This window comes from Burkholderia cenocepacia (genome assembly GCF_900446215.1).
Lineage (GTDB): Bacteria > Pseudomonadota > Gammaproteobacteria > Burkholderiales > Burkholderiaceae > Burkholderia > Burkholderia cenocepacia.
Map to the genome: position 1 here is coordinate 687,160 of NZ_UAQZ01000013.1, position 18,448 is coordinate 705,607.

Genomic DNA, 18,448 nt, shown 5'->3' on the forward strand with positions numbered 1-18,448 from the left:
ATATTATAGCACGCTGGGGAGCCCTCTCTAAGCGCCCCGGCCGCCTACAGCCCGAGCCGACGCTTCATGTCGGTTCGCTGCTGGTTCAATTCCGTCAATTCGGCCAATTCCTCGGGGGTGAAGGTGGATTGCCGCGCCAGCCTGTCCAGCCGGTCGCAGCAGGCGTCATAGCGCATCTTGAGCACCGCTGCCTGCAGCTCCTCCCCCGCAATCCGCTCCTGCTCACGTTGCCGCTCGGGCACCGTCTCGTCTTCCGGATTCTGTAACAGCAAATCGCGGACGTTTTCATCATAGTCCAGAATTTCGCGGAAGATTTCCTCGTAAGTCGCCCCGTTCGAGGACGTCCTCAGGACATCCGACAGCAGCCGGAACTCCGCGCCTTCGCCCAGCGCACGCGCATGATCGACGACTTCCGCGAACAGCTCGCCGATGCGCGGCAGCGCGCGCAGGGTCGCAATCTGTTCGTCGTCGAGCTGCGATGCGACGCGCGGATGCATCACCAGCGTGCGCAGCGCGCGCTTTTCGCTGTCCGTCACGCGGCGCCGCTCGCTGCGCGCGGGCGCCTGGCGCGGCGGCGTCGCGATGCGCGTGTCGACGTCCGACAGCCCCGCGACCTCCTCGAACGGGATATCGAGGCGGTCGGCGAACATGTGCATGATCTGCGCGCGCAACGCGTTCGCGGGCAGCGCCTGCAACAGCGGCTTCGCATCGAACAGCGCCTTCGCGCGGCCTTCCGGCTGATCGAGCGCCTTGCCGGCAATCGCTTCGTTCAACAGAAATTGCGACAGCGGCATCGCGCGCTCGACCTGCTCGGAGAACGCCTCCGCGCCGAACTCGCGCACGTAGCTGTCCGGATCGTGCTCGGTCGGCAGAAAAAGGAACCGGATCGTCCGGTTGTCGCCCGCATGCGGCAGGCATGCCTCGAGCGCGCGCCGCGCCGCGCGCCGCCCGGCCGAATCGCCGTCGAAACTGAAAATGACCGTGTCGGTCTGGCGCAGCAGCTTCTGCACGTGAATCGGCGTGCACGCGGTGCCGAGCGTCGCGACCGCGTTCGGAAAGCCGAGCTGCGCGAGCGCGACGACGTCCATGTAGCCTTCGACGACCAGCACGTACTTGCGCTCGCGAATCGCGAGGCGCGCCTCGAACAGCCCGTACAGCTCGCTGCCCTTGTTGAACAGCGGGGTTTCGGGCGAGTTCAGGTACTTCGGTTCGCCGCTGCCGAGCACGCGGCCGCCGAACCCGATCACCTGCCCCTTCACGTTGCGGATCGGGAACATGATCCGCTCGCGGAACCGGTCGTAGCGGCGCGCGACGCCCTGCGCGTCGGTTTTCTCGCTGACGATCACGAGCCCCGCCTCGACGAGCGACTCGTCGCGATAATCCGGGAACGCGGCCTCGAGGTTCTGCCAGCCGTCCGGCGCATAGCCGAGCCCGAAGCGCGCGGCGATCTCGCCGGTCAGGCCACGGTTCTTCAGGTACTGGATCGCAACGGTCGCGCCGCGCAACTGCTTGCGATAGTAGTCGCACGCCGCCGTCATCGCGTCGGACAGCGCGGTCGCCACCGATTTCGACACGGGCGCCGGATAGTCGCCGCCACCGCCGCCGCCCCCACCGCCGCCGCGCATCGACGGCTCGTGCGGCACGGTCAGGCCGACGGACTGCGCGAGTTCCTGCACGGCCTCCGGGAACGTGAGCCCCGCATGTTCCATCAGGAAGCCGATCGCCGTGCCGTGCGCGCCGCAACCGAAGCAGTGATAGAACTGCTTGGTCGGACTGACGGTAAACGACGGGCTCTTCTCGTTATGGAACGGGCACAACCCCATGAAGTTGGCGCCGCCCTTCTTGAGCTGCACGTACCGACCCACCACGTCGACGATATCGACGCGGTTCAGCAAATCCTGCAGGAACGAATGCGGAATCACCGTGGGATCGAGCGAAAAAAGACAATACGACGCCCGGCGCACGCATCGCTGGGCGCGCCGGGAACGGGTTTTACTTCGTGAGCGCGGCCTTGACCTGCGCGGAAACGGCCGTCATGTCGGCACGGCCGGCGAGCTTGGCCTTCAGCACGCCCATCACCTTGCCCATGTCCTGCGGGCCGGCTGCGCCGGTTTGCGCGACCGCCGCCTGGACTTCGGCCGCCACTTCGGCGTCCGACAGTTGCGCGGGCATGTAGCCGCCCAGCACGGTCAGCTCGGCCTGCTCCTTCGCGACGAGATCGTCGCGGCCGGCCGCCTGGAACTGGCTGATCGAATCCTTGCGCTGCTTGATCATCTTGTCGATCACGGCCGTGATGCCCGCGTCGTCGAGCGTGACCCGGTCATCGACTTCGCGCTGCTTGATCGCGGCCATCAGCAGGCGAATCGTTGCCAGGCGCTCGCTGTCCTTCGCGCGCATCGCGGCCTTCATGTCTTCGCTGATCTGCTCTTTCAAACTCATCTTTCACCCGGGATGGAAACGTGAATCCGACGCCCGCGAACGGGCGTCAACACAAAAACCCGCTTGGGACAGTGTCTCAAGCGGGTTGCTCGAATCCGGCATCGGCGACTCGCCGCCTGATCGGTTGCGCGATCGCACCCGATCGCACGGAGTCGCCGGTGCGCCGCTCAGCGAACCGCGCGGCGCCCAATCGTTCAGTACAGCTTCTTCGGCAGCGTCTGGCTGCGAATACGCTTGTAATGACGCTTCACCGCAGCAGCCTTCTTGCGCTTGCGTTCTGCGGTCGGCTTCTCGTAAAACTCGCGCGCGCGAAGCTCGGTCAGCAGACCGTTCTTCTCGATCGTGCGCTTGAAGCGACGCATTGCAACTTCGAACGGCTCGTTCTCTTTAACGCGAATGATCGTCATGATCCGACACGAATAAAGGTTTGCAGGGAAAGACTACCGAGTATAGCAGAGCGATTGCCCAAAGGCACGGGGCCGGGCCCCGCCAACCGGGCGCCGGCCGGGCGCGTCAGGCGCCGCGCGCGTACTCGGCCGCGGCCTGCCCGGCCGCCGTGCCGGACGCCCATGCCCACTGGAAGTTGTAGCCGCCGAGCCAGCCCGTCACGTCCACCGCCTCGCCGACGAAGAACAGCCCCGGCACGCGCGCGCTCATCATCGTCGCCGACGACAACTCGCGCGTATCGACCCCGCCCTTCGTCACTTCGGCCTTCTTGTAGCCTTCGGTGCCATTCGGCGTCAGCGTCCAGCCGGACAGCGCGTCGCCGATCTGGCGCAGCGTCTTGTCCGGCAGGTCCGCGAGTCGCGCGTCGGCCGCGACGCGATGCGTGTCGAGCCACGCATGCGCGAGGCGCGACGGCACCCAGTCGGCGAGCAGCGAACCGATCTGACGCTTCGACGTGCGTTTCGCGTCGAGCAGGTCAGCCACCGTATCGCGCTGCGGCAGCAGGTCGACGCGAATCGGATCGCCGGGCTGCCAATAGCTCGAGATCTGCAGGATGCCCGGCCCGGACAGCCCGCGATGGGTCAGCAGCAGGTCCTCGACGAATTCGCCGCCGCGCTTCTTGTCGCCGGTCGAAACGCGCACTTCGAGCGATACGCCGGACAGCGGCGCGAACGGCGCCCAGTCCTGCGGCGCGAACGTCAGCGGCACGAGCGCCGGCCGCGTATCGACAAGTTTGTGGCCGAACTGCTTCGCGAGCCGGTAGCCGAAGTCGGTCGCGCCGATCTTCGGGATCGACAGGCCGCCGGTCGCGACGATCAGCGCGCGCGCACCGATCGGCCCCGCCTGCTGCGTGTCGAGCGTGAAGCCGTCGGATGGCGCATGGCGCACCGCGTCGACGACGACGGGCCGGCGCCACGCGATGCCGCCCGCGTCGCACTCGTGCTTCAGCACGTCGATGATCGCGTCGCTGCCGTGGTCGCAAAAAAGCTGACCCTTGTGCTTTTCGTGCCAGGTCACGTGATGGCGCTTGAGCAGCCCGAGGAAGTCGCGCGGCGTATAGCGCGCGAGCGCCGAGCGTGCGAAATGCGGATTCGACGACAGGTAGTTGTCGGGCCCGGCGTACAGGTTCGTGAAATTGCAGCGGCCGCCGCCCGAGATGCGGATTTTCTCGGCAAGCCGCGGCGCGTGATCGAGCAGCACCACGCGGCGGCCGAGCTGCCCGGCGACCGCGGCGCTCATCATGCCGGCGGCACCCGCGCCGATCACGGCGATGTCATAGGTTTCCATGGCGCGGATTGTACCTGCCCGGCATCGGGCCCGGGCCGCCGCCAGCGGCCGCCTGCCCTCGCCTGCTATACTTTCCGGTTACGTTGACCTACCTGCGGCGCGTCCGAAACGGCGTGCCCCGCCCTCACCCATGCTCGTTCTCGGCATCGAAAGCTCCTGCGACGAAACCGGCCTCGCGCTCTACGACACGCAGCGAGGCCTGCTCGCGCACGCGCTCCATTCGCAGATCGCGATGCACCGCGACTACGGCGGCGTCGTGCCCGAGCTCGCGTCGCGCGACCACATCCGCCGCGCGCTGCCGTTGCTCGAGGAAGTGATGGCGCAAAGCGGCACGCGCCGCGACGACATCGACGCGATCGCGTTCACGCAGGGCCCCGGCCTCGCCGGCGCGCTGCTGGTTGGCGCGAGCATCGCGAATGCGCTCGCGCTCGCGTGGAACAAGCCGACCGTCGGCATCCATCACCTCGAAGGCCATCTGCTGTCGCCGTTGCTGGTCGACGCGCCGCCGCCGTTCCCGTTCGTCGCGCTGCTGGTGTCCGGCGGCCACACGCAGCTGATGCGCGTGACCGACGTCGGCGTGTACGAGACGCTCGGCGAAACACTCGACGACGCGGCCGGCGAAGCGTTCGACAAAACCGCGAAACTCATCGGCCTCGGCTACCCGGGCGGCCCGGAAGTATCGAAGCTCGCCGAAACGGGCACGCCGGGCGCGGTCGTGCTGCCGCGCCCGATGCTGCATTCGGGCGATCTCGACTTCAGCTTCAGCGGCCTGAAGACGGCCGTGCTCACGCAGATGAAGAAATTCGAAGCGGCGAAGTTCGACGGCGAAGCGCTCGAACGCGCGAAGGCCGACCTCGCGCGCGGCTTCGTCGATGCGGCCGTCGACGTACTCGTCGCGAAGTCGCTCGCCGCGCTGAAGAAGACGAAGCTCAAGCGCCTCGTGGTCGCGGGCGGCGTCGGCGCGAACCGCCAGTTGCGCGCGGCACTGTCGGCGGCCGCGGCCAAGCGCGGCTTCGACGTGCACTACCCCGATCTCGCGCTCTGCACCGACAATGGCGCGATGATCGCGCTCGCGGGCGCGCTGCGGCTCGGCCGCTGGCCCGAACAGGCGAATGCCGACTACGCGTTCACGGTGAAGCCGCGCTGGGATCTCGCATCGCTCGCGGGCTGACTCGCGTCACGCGCCACCACCGGCAGGAAAACAAAAAGGCCGCTCGTTCGAGCGGCCTTTTTCATTGGCGTGACAAAACGCCGCAGCGTTATGCAGCCTGCCGCTTGTCGCGCTCGATCAGCGCATACGCGCTGTGATTGTGGATCGACTCGAAGTTCTCGGCTTCGAGCACGTAGGCGACCACCCGCTCGTCCGCATCGAGACGCTGCGCGACGTCGCGCACGAGATCCTCGACGAACTTCGGGTTCTCGTATGCACGCTCGGTCACGAACTTCTCGTCCGGCCGCTTCAGCAGACCCCACAGTTCGCACGACGCCTCTTCTTCCGCGATGCGGATCAGCGCCTCGACCGGCAGATCCGCAGCCAGCTCCGCGTCGATCGTCACGTGCGAGCGCTGGTTGTGCGCGCCGTACTGCGAGATCTTCTTCGAGCACGGGCACAGGCTCGTCACCGGCACGAGCACCTTCAGGAACAGGCGCGTATCGCCGTTGCGGCTTTCGCCCGCGAGCGTCACTTCATAGTCGAGCAGGCTTTGCACGCCGGACACCGGCGCCGTCTTGTTCACGAAATACGGGAACGTGACTTCGATGCGGCCGGCCTCGGCCTCGAGCTTCTCGAGCATCGACGCGAGCATCGCGCGGAAGCGCTCGACCGTCAGCGGCGCGCGATTCTCTTCGAGCAGCGCGACGAAGCGCGACATGTGCGTGCCTTTCTGGTCGGCCGGCAGACGGACGTCGAGGTTCCAGACACCGACGGTCGGTTGCACGTCGCCGCTTTCGGTGCATACCGTCAACGGATGCCGGACCGCCTTCACGCCGACGCGCTGAATCGGGATCTGACGGGTATCCACCGTGCTCTGCACGTCGGGCATCACGAAGGCGGGATTCATCTGGTTCATCTTGTTCAATCCTTGTAAGCCGCGCGTCCGACGACGCGCACGCCGCATCATGCGGCAGCCGGAAAAGCAACATGGGCCCGCAGGCCCATGTTTTCCGCATCAATGAAGACCGGTTGCGCCAGTCGCACCGACGCCGCCCGCGGGCGGCGCCAGCTTACGCGACGCGCTTCGCCTGACCGGCGACATCGGCCGCCGGATTCAGAAAGCGTTCGCGAATCGATTTCGCGATGCCCGCGCCGTCGAGGCCGCATTGCGACAGCAGCTTCGCGGGGTCGCCGTGATCGATGAACAGGTCAGGGAGGCCCAATTGTAGTACGGGTCGGATAACCCCACTCTCCATCAGGGCTTCCACGCAGGCCGAGCCCGCGCCGCCCATCACGCAGCCTTCCTCGACCGTCACGACGTAGTCGTGCGTTTCGGCGAGCTCGCGCACGAGCGCTGCGTCGACCGGCTTCACGAAGCGCATGTTCGCGACCGTTGCGTCGAGTTCCTCGGCCGCGGCGAGCGACGGTGCGACCATCGTGCCGAACGCGAGGATCGCGACGCGCTTGCCTTCCGGCTGCGACGTGCGGCGACGCACTTCACCCTTGCCGAGCGGGATCTCGGTGAATTCCTTCACCGTCGCCACGCCCGTACCCGCGCCGCGCGGATAGCGCACCGCGGTCGGGTTCGGCTGCTGCAGCGCCGTGTGCAGCATCTGGCGGCATTCGTTCTCGTCGGATGCGGCCATGATCGTCATGTTCGGGATGCAGCGCATGAACGCGAGATCGTACGCGCCCGCATGCGTCGCGCCGTCCGCGCCGACGAGGCCCGCGCGGTCGATCGCGAACACGACCGGCAGGTTCTGCAGCGCGACGTCGTGGATCAGCTGGTCGTACGCACGCTGCAGGAACGTCGAGTAGATCGCGACGACGGGCTTCAGCCCTTCGGTCGCGAGACCGCCCGCGAACGTCACCGCATGCTGCTCGGCGATGCCGACGTCGTAGTAGCGATCCTTGAAGCGCTTCTCGAACTCGACCATGCCCGAGCCTTCGCGCATCGCGGGCGTGATGCCGACCACGCGCGTATCGCGCTCGGCTTCATCGCACAGCCACTCGCCGAACACCTGCGTGTACGTCTTCTTCGCGGGCGTCGTCGACGGCTTGATGCCTTCGGCCGGGTTGAACTTGCCGGGGCCGTGATAGAGCACGGGATCCGCTTCGGCGAGCTTGTAGCCCTGGCCTTTCTTCGTCACGACGTGCAGGAACTGCGGGCCGCGCAGTTCACGGATGTTCTGCAGCGTCGGGATCAGCGAATCGAGATCGTGACCGTCGATCGGGCCGATGTAGTTGAAGCCGAACTCCTCGAACAGCGTGGCCGGCACGACCATGCCCTTCGCGTGCTCCTCGAGCTTGCGCGCGAGTTCGAGCACCGGCGGCGCGACGCTCAGCACGCGCTCGACGCCCGCGCGCGCAGCCGCATAGAAGCGGCCCGACATCAGGCGGGCGAGATGGCGATTCAGCGCGCCGACCGGCGGCGAGATCGACATGTCGTTGTCGTTGAGGATCACGAGCAGCTTCGCATCTTCCGACACGCCCGCGTTGTTCATCGCCTCGAACGCCATGCCGGCCGTCATCGCGCCGTCGCCGATCACGGCGATCGAGAAGCGGTCGTCGCCGTTCAGCTGGCTGCCGATCGCCATGCCGAGCGCCGCCGAGATCGACGTGCTCGAGTGCGCGGTGCCGAACGTGTCGTATTCGGATTCGCTGCGACGCGGGAAGCCCGAGATGCCGTCGTACTGACGCAGCGAATGCATCTGGTCGCGGCGGCCCGTCAGGATCTTGTGCGGGTAGGTCTGGTGACCCACGTCCCAGACGATGCGATCGTTCGGCGTGTTGAACACGTAGTGCAACGCGATCGTCAGCTCGACCGTCCCGAGGTTGGACGACAAATGGCCGCCCGTCTTCGACACGCTGTCGAGCACGAACGCGCGCAGTTCATCCGCGAGCGGTTGCAGTTGGCGACGATCGAGGCGGCGCAAATCCGCCGGGTCGTCGATGGTTTTCAGCAAGTCGTACATCGTCGTTCCATTGTAGGAAATCAAACGCGCCCGCATTCTTTTGCACGCACCGTAGCGTGTGCGCGGCGGCGGGCTTTCGCGTCAGCTGACCCGGTTCACTACCAGGTCGGCAAGTTCGGCCAGACGCTGTGCGCGTGCGCCGAACGGTTTCAGCGCGTCGTGCGCTTCGGCGCGCAGCTGCGCTGCCAGCTCGCGCGACGCCTCGAGACCGAGGATCGATACATAGGTCGGCTTGTCGTTCGCCGCGTCCTTGCCGGCCGTCTTGCCAAGCGTCGCCGAATCGGTCGTGACGTCGAGAATGTCGTCGACGACCTGGAAGGCCAGACCCACGGCCCCCGCGTACACGTCCAGCGCAGCCATCGTTTCCGTCGAAGGCGTCTCGCCGGCCAGCGCACCCATCCGCACGGCCGCGCGCAGCAAGGCGCCCGTCTTCATCCGGTGCATCGTCTCGAGCTGTTCGCGCGTCAGCTTCAGGCCGACGCTCGCCAGGTCGATCGCCTGCCCGCCGGCCATGCCGATCGAGCCGCTCGCGAGCGCCAGCTCGCGCACGAGCGCCGCCTGCTGCACCGGCGACAGCGCGTCGGCGTCGGTCAGCGCGACGAACGCCTGCGATTGCAGCGCATCGCCGACCAGCAGCGCCGTCGGCTCGTCGTACTGCACGTGCACGGTCGGCTTGCCGCGACGCAGCGCGTCGTCGTCCATGCACGGCATGTCGTCGTGCACGAGCGAGTAGACGTGGATCATCTCCAGCGCCGCCGCCGCCGCGTTGCGTGCCGCCTCCGTCGCACCGGTCAGCTCGCCTGCTGCATGGCACAGCAGCGGGCGAACGCGTTTGCCGCCACCGAGGACCGCGTAGCGCATCGCCTCGTGAAGTTTCGCGGGCATCGCGGTTTCAGCCGGCAGATAGTGGCCGAGTGCGTCCTCGACACGGTCAAGCACGGACCGCATCCATTGTTCGAATGTCATAGATCGTCGTCTTCGCCGTCCGTGGCGGCCGTTCCGGACGAAAGCGGCTTCAGCGTCGCGCCGTCGAGCACGCGAACCTGCTGCTCCACTTTCTCGAGCTGCTGTTGGCAAAACGCAACGAGGGTCGCACCGCGGCGATACGCCGCCAGTGAATCCTCGAGGCTCAGCGCGCCGCCTTCCATCCGGGCAACCAGCGTCTCGAGTTCCGCGAGCGCCATCTCGTAATTGTCCGGCAACGGTTCGGTGCCATTGCCGGGCGGCGTGGCGCCTGGGGATGCGGTTTTCGCCATGGACGAGGGTGTCAAATTTCAAAACAAGTCGGACATTCTACGGCAAAAGAGAATTTTCCGACCTGCCGTCTTGGGCGCCCGCGCACAATCCCGGCCCCATCTTCGATGCACAGTGTGCGCCTTTCGACGGCCGCCCGACAAAAAATTGACACAAATCAGGCACTTAATCCTAGCCTTGCGAGGCGAACCGGGTATAATTCTCCGTTTCCCTAAATCGATTTTTCGATGGTTGGGTTGTTCACTGCTTTCACGCTAACACCGGGAGTGGGAATGTCCAATCTGAGCGATGCGCTTCAGTTGAAGTCGGCCCACAGCCAGCTTCCAGTCACTGCATATTTCGATGAGGCGCTACTCGAGCGCGAGATCGAAACCCTCTTCAAGAAAGGACCTCGTTACGTCGGGCACGAGTTGATGGTGCCCGAGGCGGGGGATTATTTTGCGCTGCCGTCCGAGAAGGAAGGCCGCGTGCTGGTCCGCAACCAGACGAACCAGATCGAACTGCTGTCGAACGTGTGCCGCCACCGGCAGGCGATCATGCTCAACGGGCGCGGCCACACGCAGAACATCGTGTGCCCGCTGCACCGCTGGACGTACGACCTCGAAGGCGAGCTGCTCGGCGCACCGCACTTCCCCGACAAGCCGTGCCTGAACCTCGGCAAGAGCCCGCTGCAGAACTGGCAGGGGCTGCTGTTCGAGGCCGAGGGCCGCAACGTCGCGCGCGATCTCGCCAACCTCGGCACGAAGCATCACTTCGACTTCTCCGAGTACCAGTTCGATCACGTCGAAGTGCACGAGTGCGATTACAACTGGAAGACGTTCATCGAGGTCTACCTCGAGGATTATCACGTCGTCCCGTTCCACCCGGGCCTCGGCAGCTTCGTGTCGTGCGACGATCTCAAATGGGAGTTCGGCGACTGGTACAGCGTGCAGACGGTCGGCGTGCACAACGCCCTCGCGAAACCGGGCAGCGCGACCTACCAGAAATGGCACGAGCAGGTGCTGAAGTTTCGCAACGGCGTGCCGCCGGAGTTCGGCGCGATCTGGATGGTCTACTACCCGGGCCTGATGATCGAGTGGTATCCGCACGTGCTGGTCGTGTCGTGGCTGATCCCGCGCGGGCCGCAGAAGACGACCAACATCGTCGAGTTCTATTACCCCGAGGAAATCGCGCTGTTCGAACGCGAATTCGTCGAGGCCGAGCGCGCCGCCTACATGGAGACGGCCGTCGAGGACGACGAGATCGCGATGCGGATGGACGCGGGCCGCCGTGCGCTGATGGCGCGTGGCGAGTCGCAGGTCGGCCCGTACCAGAGCCCGATGGAAGACGGGATGCAGCACTTCCACGAGTTCCTGCGCCGCCACCTCGGCGACCTCTGACAGCGGAGGCGGCGCGCTGCCGACGCCGGGCCGCCGGCAAACGAAAAGACGGGCTTCGGCCCGTCTTTTTTTGTTTAGACTTGGAGTGTCAGGCCATTTGCACTCCAGGGAGCCGTCATGCCACACACTCATTACACCACGCTCATCTCCGCCGCCAATCTCGCCGAGCGCCTGGCCGCGGCGCCCGGCAGCGTGGCGCTGTTCGACTGCCGCTTCGATCTCGCCGATCCCGGCGCCGGCGAAGCCGCCTACGCGGCCGGCCACCTTCCCGGCGCGCAATACCTTCATCTCGACCGCGACCTGTCGGGCCGCAAGACAGGCACCAACGGCCGCCATCCGCTGCCGACCCGCGACGCGCTCGCCACGCTGCTCGCCAGCCGCGGCCTCAAGCAGGGCCAGCAAGTCGTCGCGTACGACGCGCAAGGCGGCGCCTATGCGGCGCGCCTGTGGTGGCTGCTGCGCTGGCTCGGCCACGATTCGGTCGCGGTGCTCGACGGCGGCCTGCAGGCGTGGGAAGCGGCCGGCCAGCCGCTGACGACCGACGTGCCGCAACCGGCCGCCGGCGACTTCCGCGCCGCAACGCCGCTCGAATCGACGGTCGATGCAGCGGCCGTGCTCGCGAACGTGTCGTCAGCCGCGCGCGTGGTGATCGATGCACGCGCACCGGACCGCTATCGCGGCGAAAATGAAACGATCGATCGGGTGGGCGGCCACATTCCCGGTGCGCGCAACCGCTTCTTCAAGGACAACCTGGCCGCCGACGGCCGCTTCAAGACCGGCCATGAATTGCGCGAGGCGTTCGCCACCGTGCTGGCCGGCACCGAGCCAAACCGCGTGATCCTGCAATGCGGCTCCGGCGTCACCGCCTGCCACAACGCGCTGGCGCTGGAAGTGGCGGGCCTGCACGGCGCGTCGCTGTACCCGGGTTCGTGGAGCGAATGGAGCGCCGATCCGTCGCGACCGATCGCGACCGGCCCGACGCCGTAAGCGCGCGTACGGCGCGGCAGTCACGCAGCGGCGGCCTCGGCCGCCGCTTGCCGTTTACATCACGCCGAACTTGTGGAACCACTCGATCGCGCGTTTCCAGCCATCCTCGGCATCGGCCTTCACGTAGCTCGGCCGGTAGTCGGCGAAGAACGCATGGCCGGCATCCGGATACACGACGATCTCCGATTCGCGCGCGAGCTTCGAATCGCTCGCCTGGATCGCCTTGCGCATGTTCGCGAGCGACGCCTGCGTGATGTTCTGATCCTTCTCGCCGTACAGGCCGAGCACCGGCACTTTCAGCAACGACGCGTGATCGACCGGGTTGAACGGCGTCATCTCGTCGGTCTTGCCTTCGACGAACCCGTACCACGCCACCGCGGCCCGCACGTGCGGATTGTGTTCCGCATACAGCCACGCCTGGCGACCGCCCCAGCAGAACCCGGTCACGCCGAGGCGCGTCAGGTCGCCGCCGTTCTTGCCGGCCCACGCGACCGTCGCATCGAGATCCTCCGTCACCTGCCGGTCCGGCACCTTGCTGACGATGTTGTCGACCAGCGCCTGGATCGTCGGATATTTCGCCGCGTTGCCCTGTCGCGCAAACAGGTCCGGCGCGATCGCCAGATAGCCGAGCTTCGCGAAGCGCCGGCAGACGTCGGCGATATGCGCGTGCACGCCGAAGATCTCGTGAATCACGATGACGACCGGCAGGTTCGTCTTGTCGACCGGCTGCGCGCGATAAGCCGGCACGCTCGCATCGCCCGAGCGGATTTCGATGGTGTCGACGTCCAGGCCGGCGCTGTCGGTCGTGACCGTCTGCGCCGACACGGGCAGCACGGCCGCCGCGAAGGTGCCGCCGAGCGCAGCCTGCATGAACTTGCGGCGCGAGAACGGGACATGGGGGACCAGGCTGTCGACTTCGGGTTTCAACATGAATGCACTCCTCGATTGGGCGCCGCCGTCACGATCGCGGAGACGGCATGACGGGGCATCGCACCGGCGCGCGGCGCGGATGTTGCGGCGGTTGGCACCCCGCCGCAAACGAAAACCCGGACAAGATGCCCAATAATCCGTTGTCGCGTCAACTGTCAGATGTGTAAGACTCGATTACGACGCGGTGCGGCGGCGCGTAGCGACGATCGTCGCGCGACCGAATCCTTGCGAATCGAAAAGAAAAACGGGCGGGGAATACGCAGGACATTGCGCATTCCCCGCCCGCTCCGCACACGAGCGCGATCAGTGCAGCTTGACGCGCGGCAGCGTCGTGCGTCGCAGCCAGTGCGCAATCGTGTCGAGCATCATCCGCGGATAACCGTGCAGCGCGGCAATGTGCATCCGGTACAGCGACATGTACATGAAGCGTGCGAACAGCCCTTCGATCAGCATGTTGCCGCCGATCAACCCGCCCATCAGATTGCCGACCGCGCTGAAATGGCCGAGCGACACGAGCGAGCCCAGGTCGCGATACGTGAATTCGGGCAGCGGACGCCCTTCCAGCCGACAGCCGATCGCCTTCAGCAGGAAGCTCGCCTGCTGGTGCGCGGCCTGCGCACGCGGCGGCACGTTGCGCTCGTTACCAGGCCATGCGCATGCCGCGCAATCGCCGAGCGCGAATATGTTGTCGTCGGTGAAGGTTTGCAGCGTGCGGCGCACGTCGAGCTGGCCCAGCTTGTTGACCTGGAGCCCATCGAGATTCGCGAGCACCGACGGCGCCTTGATGCCGGCCGCCCAGACCGTCAGGTCGGCACGCACGACCTTGCCGCTCGCCGTGTGGACGGCCCCGGGCGCCACCTCCGTCACGCGCTCGGCGAGCATCAGCCGCACGCCGATCTTTCCGAGCAATTCAGCCGTCGCCGACGAGACGCGTTCCGGCAGCGCCGGGAGGATCCGCGGCCCCGATTCGATCAGCACGATGCCGACGTCGTGCCGTGGATCGAGTTTGTGCAACCCGTAGGCCGACAACACCTGCGCGGTATTGCGCAGCTCCGCGGACAGCTCGACGCCCGTCGCGCCGCCGCCGACGATCACGACCTGGATACGCGGCTCGGCCGACTCGCCCGGCGCGGTCGGCGCCGGCGCCTGGTGCTCCGCGCGCATGCATGCCGCGATCAGCCGCTTGCGGAAGCGTTCGGCCTCCCCGACCGTGTCGAGCGCGATCGCGTTTTCCGGTGCGCCCTGCACGCCGAAGAAGTGGGTCGTGCTGCCGATCGCGATCACGAGCGTGTCGTATTCCAGCTCGCGTGCCGGCAACAGTTCCGCGCCGTCGCTGTCGTTGATCGGCGACAGCGTAACGCGCTTCGCCGCGCGGTCGAGCCCGGTCAGCTCGCCCTGCTGGAACTCGAAGCCGTGCCAGCGCGCCTGCGCCGCATATTCGAGCTCCTGCGTGAACGGGTCCATGCTGCCGGCCGCGACTTCGTGCAGCAGCGGTTTCCAGATGTGCGTCGGATTGCGGTCGACGAGCGTGACGAGCGCACGCGCGGGACGATTGCCGCGCGCGCCGTAACGGTCGCCGAGCCGCGTCGCCAGTTCCAGGCCGCCGGCACCTCCGCCTACGATGATGATCCGATGCATCCGATTCCCCCTTTGCGATTCGAAACTGCTGCCGCCGGATGAAGCAAACGCCGTGCACTCGCGCCGCCCGGTGGATTAACCGGTTCGGACATCATCGATGTGCAGTTCGAAGCACTTCGATGCATCCGATCCGGAACGCGGGGCGCGCCGCCCCGCGTCAATGACATGATTGACATGCATTGTCCGGGAGCTTGCGCGTTGACCACAAGCAAACCATCTCGATATTCAGCATCCCTGCAACAATATGCCGCGGGAAACGGGAATCGCTCGGGGGTGCGTCAGTGTGCCTCTTCCCAGTTCGCGCCGGCGCCCACTTCGGCGACCAGCGGCACCTTCAGCTTCGCGACGCCGCACATCATTTCCGGCAGTTTCTCGCGCACGAGCGACAGCTCGCCTTCCGGCACCTCGAGCACCAGTTCGTCGTGCACCTGCATGATCATCCGCGATGCAAGCCGGTCACGCGTGAGCCAGTCGTCCACCGCGATCATCGACAGCTTGATCAGGTCGGCCGCCGTGCCCTGCATCGGTGCATTGATGGCCGCGCGCTCGGCCGCCTGACGGCGCGGGCCATTGCCGCCGTTGATCTCGGGCAGCCACAGGCGGCGACCGAAAACGGTTTCGACGTAGCCCTTCTCCTTCGCGGTTGCGCGCGTGTCTTCCATGTACTGCGCGACGCCCGGATAGCGGGCGAAATAGCGGTCGATATAGAGCTTCGCCGCGTCGCGCGTGATGCCGAGGTTCGATGCGAGCCCGAACGCGCTCATCCCGTAGATGAGCCCGAAGTTGATCACCTTCGCGATCCGGCGCTGGTCGGAATTGACCTCCAGCGGCGTCACGCCGAACACCTCGGCGGCCGTCGCGCGGTGAATGTCCTCGCCCTGCGAGAACGCGCGCAACAGCGACGCGTCGCCGGAGATGTGCGCCATGATCCGCAGCTCGATCTGCGAATAGTCGGCCGATACGATCCGGTGGCCCGGCGCTGCAATGAACGCCTCGCGGATGCGCCGGCCTTCGGCCGTGCGCACCGGAATGTTCTGAAGATTGGGATCGTTCGACGCCAGGCGGCCCGTGACCGCGACGGCCTGCGCATAGTTCGTATGCACGCGGCCGGTGGTGGGATTCACCATGCGCGGGAGCTTGTCGGTATAGGTCGACTTCAGCTTCGACAGCCCGCGATGCTCGAGCAGCAGCTTCGGCAGCGGGTAGTCCTCGGCCAGCTTCTGCAGCACTTCCTCGTCGGTCGACGGCGCGCCGCTCGGCGTCTTTTTCACGACCGGCAACTGCAGCTTCTCGAAGAATATCTGCCCGATCTGCTTCGGCGAGCCGAGGTTGAATTCGCCGCCCGCCAGTTCGTACGCCTGCCCCTCGAGTTCGATCAGGCGCGTCGCGATTTCGGTGCTCTGCGCGTGCAGCCGCGCATCGTCGATCAGCACGCCCGTGCGCTCCATTTTGCGCAGCACGAGCGACACCGGCATCTCGATCTCGCGGTACACGCGCTCGAGGCCCGGCTCGCGGGCGACCTGCGGATACAGCGCGTGATGGAGCTGCAGCGTGATGTCCGCATCTTCGGCTGCGTATTCGGCGGCCTGCGCGAGCGCCACTTCGTCGAAACCGATCTGCTTCGCGCCCTTGCCGGCCACGTCTTCGTACTTGATCGTCTTGACGCCCAGATGACGCAGTGCGAGGCTGTCCATGTCGTGCGTGCGGTGCGATTCGACCACGTACGATTCGAGCAGCGTGTCGTGCTCGATGCCGTTCAGTTCGATGTCGTAGTTCGCGAGCACCTGTGCGTCGTACTTCAGGTGCTGGCCGACCTTCTTGCGATCGGCCGATTCGAGCCACGGCTTCAGGCGCGTGAGCACTTCGTCGAGCGGAAGCTGCTCGGGCATGTCGGGCCCGCGGTGCGCGACCGGCAGGTAGGCCGCCTTGCCCGGCTCGACCGAGAACGACAGGCCGACGAGCCGCGCGAGCATCGGATCGAGCGCGGTCGTCTCGGTGTCGAACGCGGTCAGCGCGGCCGCGTCGATCTTCGCGAACCACGCGTCGAACTGTTCCCAGGTCTGGATCGTGTCGTATTCGCGCACGACGTCGGCCGCGATCACCGGGGCCGGCTCGCCTTCCGGCGCATCGGCGCCACCGCCTTCCGCGGGTGCGTTCTCGACTTCGCGCAGCCAGGTCTTGAAGCCGTAACGCGCGAAGATGTCGCGCAGCAGCTCGCGCGCCTCGCCGTCGGTCTTCAGCGACGCTTCGATCGATTCGAGATGCGGCGCGAGATCGCATGACGTGTCGACGGTCACGAGCTTGCGGCCGAGCGGCAGGAAATCGAGCGCACGGCGAAGGTTGTCGCCGACCACGCCCTTGATGTCGGCCGCGTGCGCGATGACGCCGTCGAGGCTTTCGTATTGCGACAGCCACTTCACGGCCGTCTTCGGCCCGCACTTCTCGACGCCCGGCACGTTGTCGACGGTGTCGCCGATCAGCGCGAGATAGTCGATGATGCGCTCAGGCGGCACGCCGAACTTCGCGATCACGCCATCGCGGTCGAGCGTCTCGTTGGTCATCGTGTTGACGAGCGTGACGCGCTCGGTCACGAGCTGCGCGAGATCCTTGTCGCCGGTCGACACGATCACGTTCATCCCGTGCCGTTCGGCTTCGCGCGCGAGCGTGCCGATCACGTCGTCGGCCTCCACGCCTTCGACCATCAGCAGCGGCCAGCCGAGCGCGCGCACGGCGCCGTGGATCGGCTCGACCTGCAATGCGAGATCGGGCGGCATCGACGGACGGTTTGCCTTATAGTCGGCATAAAGGTCGTCGCGGAACGTCTTGCCCTTTGCATCGAACACGCAAGCGCTATACTCTGCACTGACTTCCTTGCGCATACGGCGCAGCATGTTGATGATTCCGTAGAGCGCTCCGGTCGGCTCCCCGCCAGGGCCACGCAAATCAGGCATCGCATGGTAAGCCCGATACAGATAGCTCGAACCGTCAACCAATAGCAGGGTCTTACCTTCCAGATTTCGTTCTTCAGGCATTATGAACAAGAGAAAAGTGATTCCGAGTCTGCGTTCGCTCGCAGATCAAGAACGCGCGACGGCCAAGAAGGCGCGCGCATCGTGGCAGATGTTCACGATTATGGCAGAGTTTATCGAGGCGACCGAGTACCTGTCGGAGATCCGCCCGGCTGTCAGCATCTACGGTTCTGCCCGCCTCAAACCCGATACCCCGCACTACAAGCTCGCCGCGCAGATCGCGCGCAAGCTGTCGGACGCCGGCTTCGCGGTGATCTCCGGCGGCGGCCCCGGCATCATGGAAGCCGCGAACAAGGGCGCGCACGCCGGCAAGGCGCCGTCGGTCGGCCTGAACATCGAGCTGCCGCACGAGCAGGCCGGCAACCACTATCAGGACATCTCGCTGCGCTTCCGCCACTTCTTCACGCGCAAGGTCACGTTCGTGAAGAACTCGGATGCGGTGATCGTGATGCCGGGCGGTTTCGGCACGCTCGACGAACTGTCCGAAGTGCTCACGCTGATCCAGACGAAAAAATCGCGCCTCGTGCCGATCATCCTCGTCGGCAGCGAATTCTGGCAGGGGCTGCTGCAGTGGTTCCGCGATCAACTGATTCCGATGGGCCTGATCAATCCGGAAGACATGGATCTGATGCAGGTGATCGACGACCCCGACCAGGTGCTCGACGCGGTGCTCGCGTTCTACGAGGACAGCGGCGAGGAAGAAGGTTCGGACGAGGAGGATCATCCGCCGCGCCCGGAAGAAGACCGGATGTTCTATCTGTAACCGGTCGGTGACGACAGCCGGCCGAGCGCCGGCTGTCGTGCTTTTCATTCAACAGACAGTGCGCTCCGGCGGCTCGCCGGGCGTGACTTTGTAACGCGCTGTTAATACCCGTTCACCGCCGCGCGCGGTCGAATGTCAAATCTCCGCAGTCGGCGCGGCACCATGCG

General features: G+C 66.1%; 15 protein-coding genes. 4 read left to right on the plus strand and 11 right to left on the minus strand.

The window, feature by feature from the left end; genetic code table 11:
- Positions 1–44: 44 nt before the first annotated feature.
- The 4 genes from dnaG to DTA15_RS25755 form a co-directional block, all read right to left on the minus strand.
- Complete coding sequence (gene dnaG / locus DTA15_RS25740; RefSeq protein ID WP_012493193.1) at positions 45–1,922, minus strand: DNA primase; 1,878 nt, start codon at positions 1,920–1,922, stop codon at positions 45–47.
- Positions 1,923–1,992: 70 nt separating this feature from the next.
- The gene (locus DTA15_RS25745) at positions 1,993–2,439 is read right to left on the minus strand and encodes a GatB/YqeY domain-containing protein (protein WP_006489061.1); all 447 of its coding nucleotides are present in this window, start codon (positions 2,437–2,439) and stop codon (positions 1,993–1,995) included.
- Positions 2,440–2,633: 194 nt separating this feature from the next.
- Entirely contained in the window at positions 2,634–2,846 is a 213-nt protein-coding gene (gene rpsU, locus DTA15_RS25750) for a 30S ribosomal protein S21 (RefSeq protein WP_006479415.1), read from the minus strand.
- A 106-nt stretch (positions 2,847–2,952) separates the two neighbouring features.
- Positions 2,953–4,173, minus strand: coding sequence for a BaiN/RdsA family NAD(P)/FAD-dependent oxidoreductase (locus DTA15_RS25755; RefSeq protein ID WP_006496002.1), 1,221 nt, complete (start codon positions 4,171–4,173; stop codon positions 2,953–2,955).
- Positions 4,174–4,303: 130 nt separating this feature from the next.
- Between DTA15_RS25755 and tsaD the strand changes: the two genes are divergently transcribed.
- Positions 4,304–5,344, plus strand: coding sequence for a tRNA (adenosine(37)-N6)-threonylcarbamoyltransferase complex transferase subunit TsaD (tsaD, locus tag DTA15_RS25760; RefSeq protein ID WP_006486450.1), 1,041 nt, complete (start codon positions 4,304–4,306; stop codon positions 5,342–5,344).
- Positions 5,345–5,432: 88 nt separating this feature from the next.
- Here tsaD and folE2 read toward each other — a convergent pair whose 3' ends face one another.
- The 4 genes from folE2 to DTA15_RS25780 all read right to left on the minus strand — a co-directional run bounded on the left by folE2 (position 5,433) and on the right by DTA15_RS25780 (position 9,557).
- Positions 5,433–6,242, minus strand: a complete 810-nt coding sequence (folE2, locus tag DTA15_RS25765) for a GTP cyclohydrolase FolE2 (RefSeq protein WP_006486446.1) — start codon at positions 6,240–6,242, stop codon at positions 5,433–5,435.
- 154 nt (positions 6,243–6,396) lie between these two features.
- Positions 6,397–8,301 carry a 1-deoxy-D-xylulose-5-phosphate synthase gene (gene dxs, locus DTA15_RS25770; RefSeq protein ID WP_006486458.1) on the minus strand — a complete coding sequence of 635 codons (1,905 nt, stop codon included), beginning with the start codon at positions 8,299–8,301 and terminating at the stop codon, positions 6,397–6,399.
- 81 nt (positions 8,302–8,382) lie between these two features.
- A complete protein-coding gene (locus tag DTA15_RS25775) occupies positions 8,383–9,267 on the minus strand; it encodes a polyprenyl synthetase family protein (RefSeq protein ID WP_006486453.1) in 885 nt (294 codons plus the stop codon).
- Complete coding sequence (locus DTA15_RS25780) at positions 9,264–9,557, minus strand: exodeoxyribonuclease VII small subunit (RefSeq protein ID WP_006479428.1); 294 nt, start codon at positions 9,555–9,557, stop codon at positions 9,264–9,266. The genes DTA15_RS25775 and DTA15_RS25780 overlap by 4 nt, the downstream gene beginning before the upstream one ends.
- Before the next feature lie 270 nt (positions 9,558–9,827).
- On the opposite strand from DTA15_RS25780, the gene DTA15_RS25785 reads away from it, so the two are divergent.
- Positions 9,828–10,934 carry an aromatic ring-hydroxylating oxygenase subunit alpha gene (locus DTA15_RS25785; RefSeq protein WP_006486437.1) on the plus strand — a complete coding sequence of 369 codons (1,107 nt, stop codon included), beginning with the start codon at positions 9,828–9,830 and terminating at the stop codon, positions 10,932–10,934.
- A gap of 117 nt (positions 10,935–11,051) precedes the next feature.
- Positions 11,052–11,921, plus strand: a complete 870-nt coding sequence (locus DTA15_RS25790; RefSeq protein WP_006486463.1) for a sulfurtransferase — start codon at positions 11,052–11,054, stop codon at positions 11,919–11,921.
- A 54-nt stretch (positions 11,922–11,975) separates the two neighbouring features.
- Here the strand turns inward: DTA15_RS25790 and DTA15_RS25795 are convergent, their stop codons facing one another.
- From DTA15_RS25795 to polA, 3 genes are all read right to left on the minus strand, one after another.
- A complete protein-coding gene (locus DTA15_RS25795) occupies positions 11,976–12,851 on the minus strand; it encodes a dienelactone hydrolase family protein (protein ID WP_006486435.1) in 876 nt (291 codons plus the stop codon).
- A 303-nt stretch (positions 12,852–13,154) separates the two neighbouring features.
- Positions 13,155–14,489 (minus strand): NAD(P)/FAD-dependent oxidoreductase, encoded by a 1,335-nt coding sequence (locus DTA15_RS25800; RefSeq protein ID WP_006486476.1) that lies wholly within the window; start codon positions 14,487–14,489, stop codon positions 13,155–13,157.
- A 278-nt stretch (positions 14,490–14,767) separates the two neighbouring features.
- Complete coding sequence (polA, locus tag DTA15_RS25805) at positions 14,768–17,521, minus strand: DNA polymerase I (RefSeq protein ID WP_012493192.1); 2,754 nt, start codon at positions 17,519–17,521, stop codon at positions 14,768–14,770.
- Between the two features lies 1 nt (position 17,522).
- On the opposite strand from polA, the gene DTA15_RS25810 reads away from it, so the two are divergent.
- On the plus strand, positions 17,523–18,281 hold the full coding sequence (locus DTA15_RS25810) for an LOG family protein (RefSeq protein ID WP_006486470.1): 759 nt from the start codon (positions 17,523–17,525) through the stop codon (positions 18,279–18,281).
- Positions 18,282–18,448 lie beyond the last annotated feature (167 nt).

Excerpts from the sequence above, each read along its gene's own strand:
- DTA15_RS25745 (WP_006489061.1), bottom strand. The coding sequence starts at position 2,439 with ATGAGTTTGAAAGAGCAGATCAGCGAAGACATGAAGGCCGCGATGCGC.
- rpsU (WP_006479415.1), bottom strand. The coding sequence starts at position 2,846 with ATGACGATCATTCGCGTTAAAGAGAACGAGCCGTTCGAAGTTGCAATG.
- DTA15_RS25755 (WP_006496002.1), bottom strand. The coding sequence starts at position 4,173 with ATGGAAACCTATGACATCGCCGTGATCGGCGCGGGTGCCGCCGGCATG.
- tsaD (WP_006486450.1), top strand. The coding sequence starts at position 4,304 with ATGCTCGTTCTCGGCATCGAAAGCTCCTGCGACGAAACCGGCCTCGCG.
- folE2 (WP_006486446.1), bottom strand. The coding sequence starts at position 6,242 with ATGAACCAGATGAATCCCGCCTTCGTGATGCCCGACGTGCAGAGCACG.
- dxs (WP_006486458.1), bottom strand. The coding sequence starts at position 8,301 with ATGTACGACTTGCTGAAAACCATCGACGACCCGGCGGATTTGCGCCGC.
- DTA15_RS25775 (WP_006486453.1), bottom strand. The coding sequence starts at position 9,267 with ATGACATTCGAACAATGGATGCGGTCCGTGCTTGACCGTGTCGAGGAC.
- DTA15_RS25780 (WP_006479428.1), bottom strand. The coding sequence starts at position 9,557 with ATGGCGAAAACCGCATCCCCAGGCGCCACGCCGCCCGGCAATGGCACC.
- DTA15_RS25785 (WP_006486437.1), top strand. The coding sequence starts at position 9,828 with ATGTCCAATCTGAGCGATGCGCTTCAGTTGAAGTCGGCCCACAGCCAG.
- DTA15_RS25790 (WP_006486463.1), top strand. The coding sequence starts at position 11,052 with ATGCCACACACTCATTACACCACGCTCATCTCCGCCGCCAATCTCGCC.
- DTA15_RS25795 (WP_006486435.1), bottom strand. The coding sequence starts at position 12,851 with ATGTTGAAACCCGAAGTCGACAGCCTGGTCCCCCATGTCCCGTTCTCG.
- DTA15_RS25800 (WP_006486476.1), bottom strand. The coding sequence starts at position 14,489 with ATGCATCGGATCATCATCGTAGGCGGAGGTGCCGGCGGCCTGGAACTG.
- polA (WP_012493192.1), bottom strand. The coding sequence starts at position 17,521 with ATGCCTGAAGAACGAAATCTGGAAGGTAAGACCCTGCTATTGGTTGAC.
- DTA15_RS25810 (WP_006486470.1), top strand. The coding sequence starts at position 17,523 with ATGAACAAGAGAAAAGTGATTCCGAGTCTGCGTTCGCTCGCAGATCAA.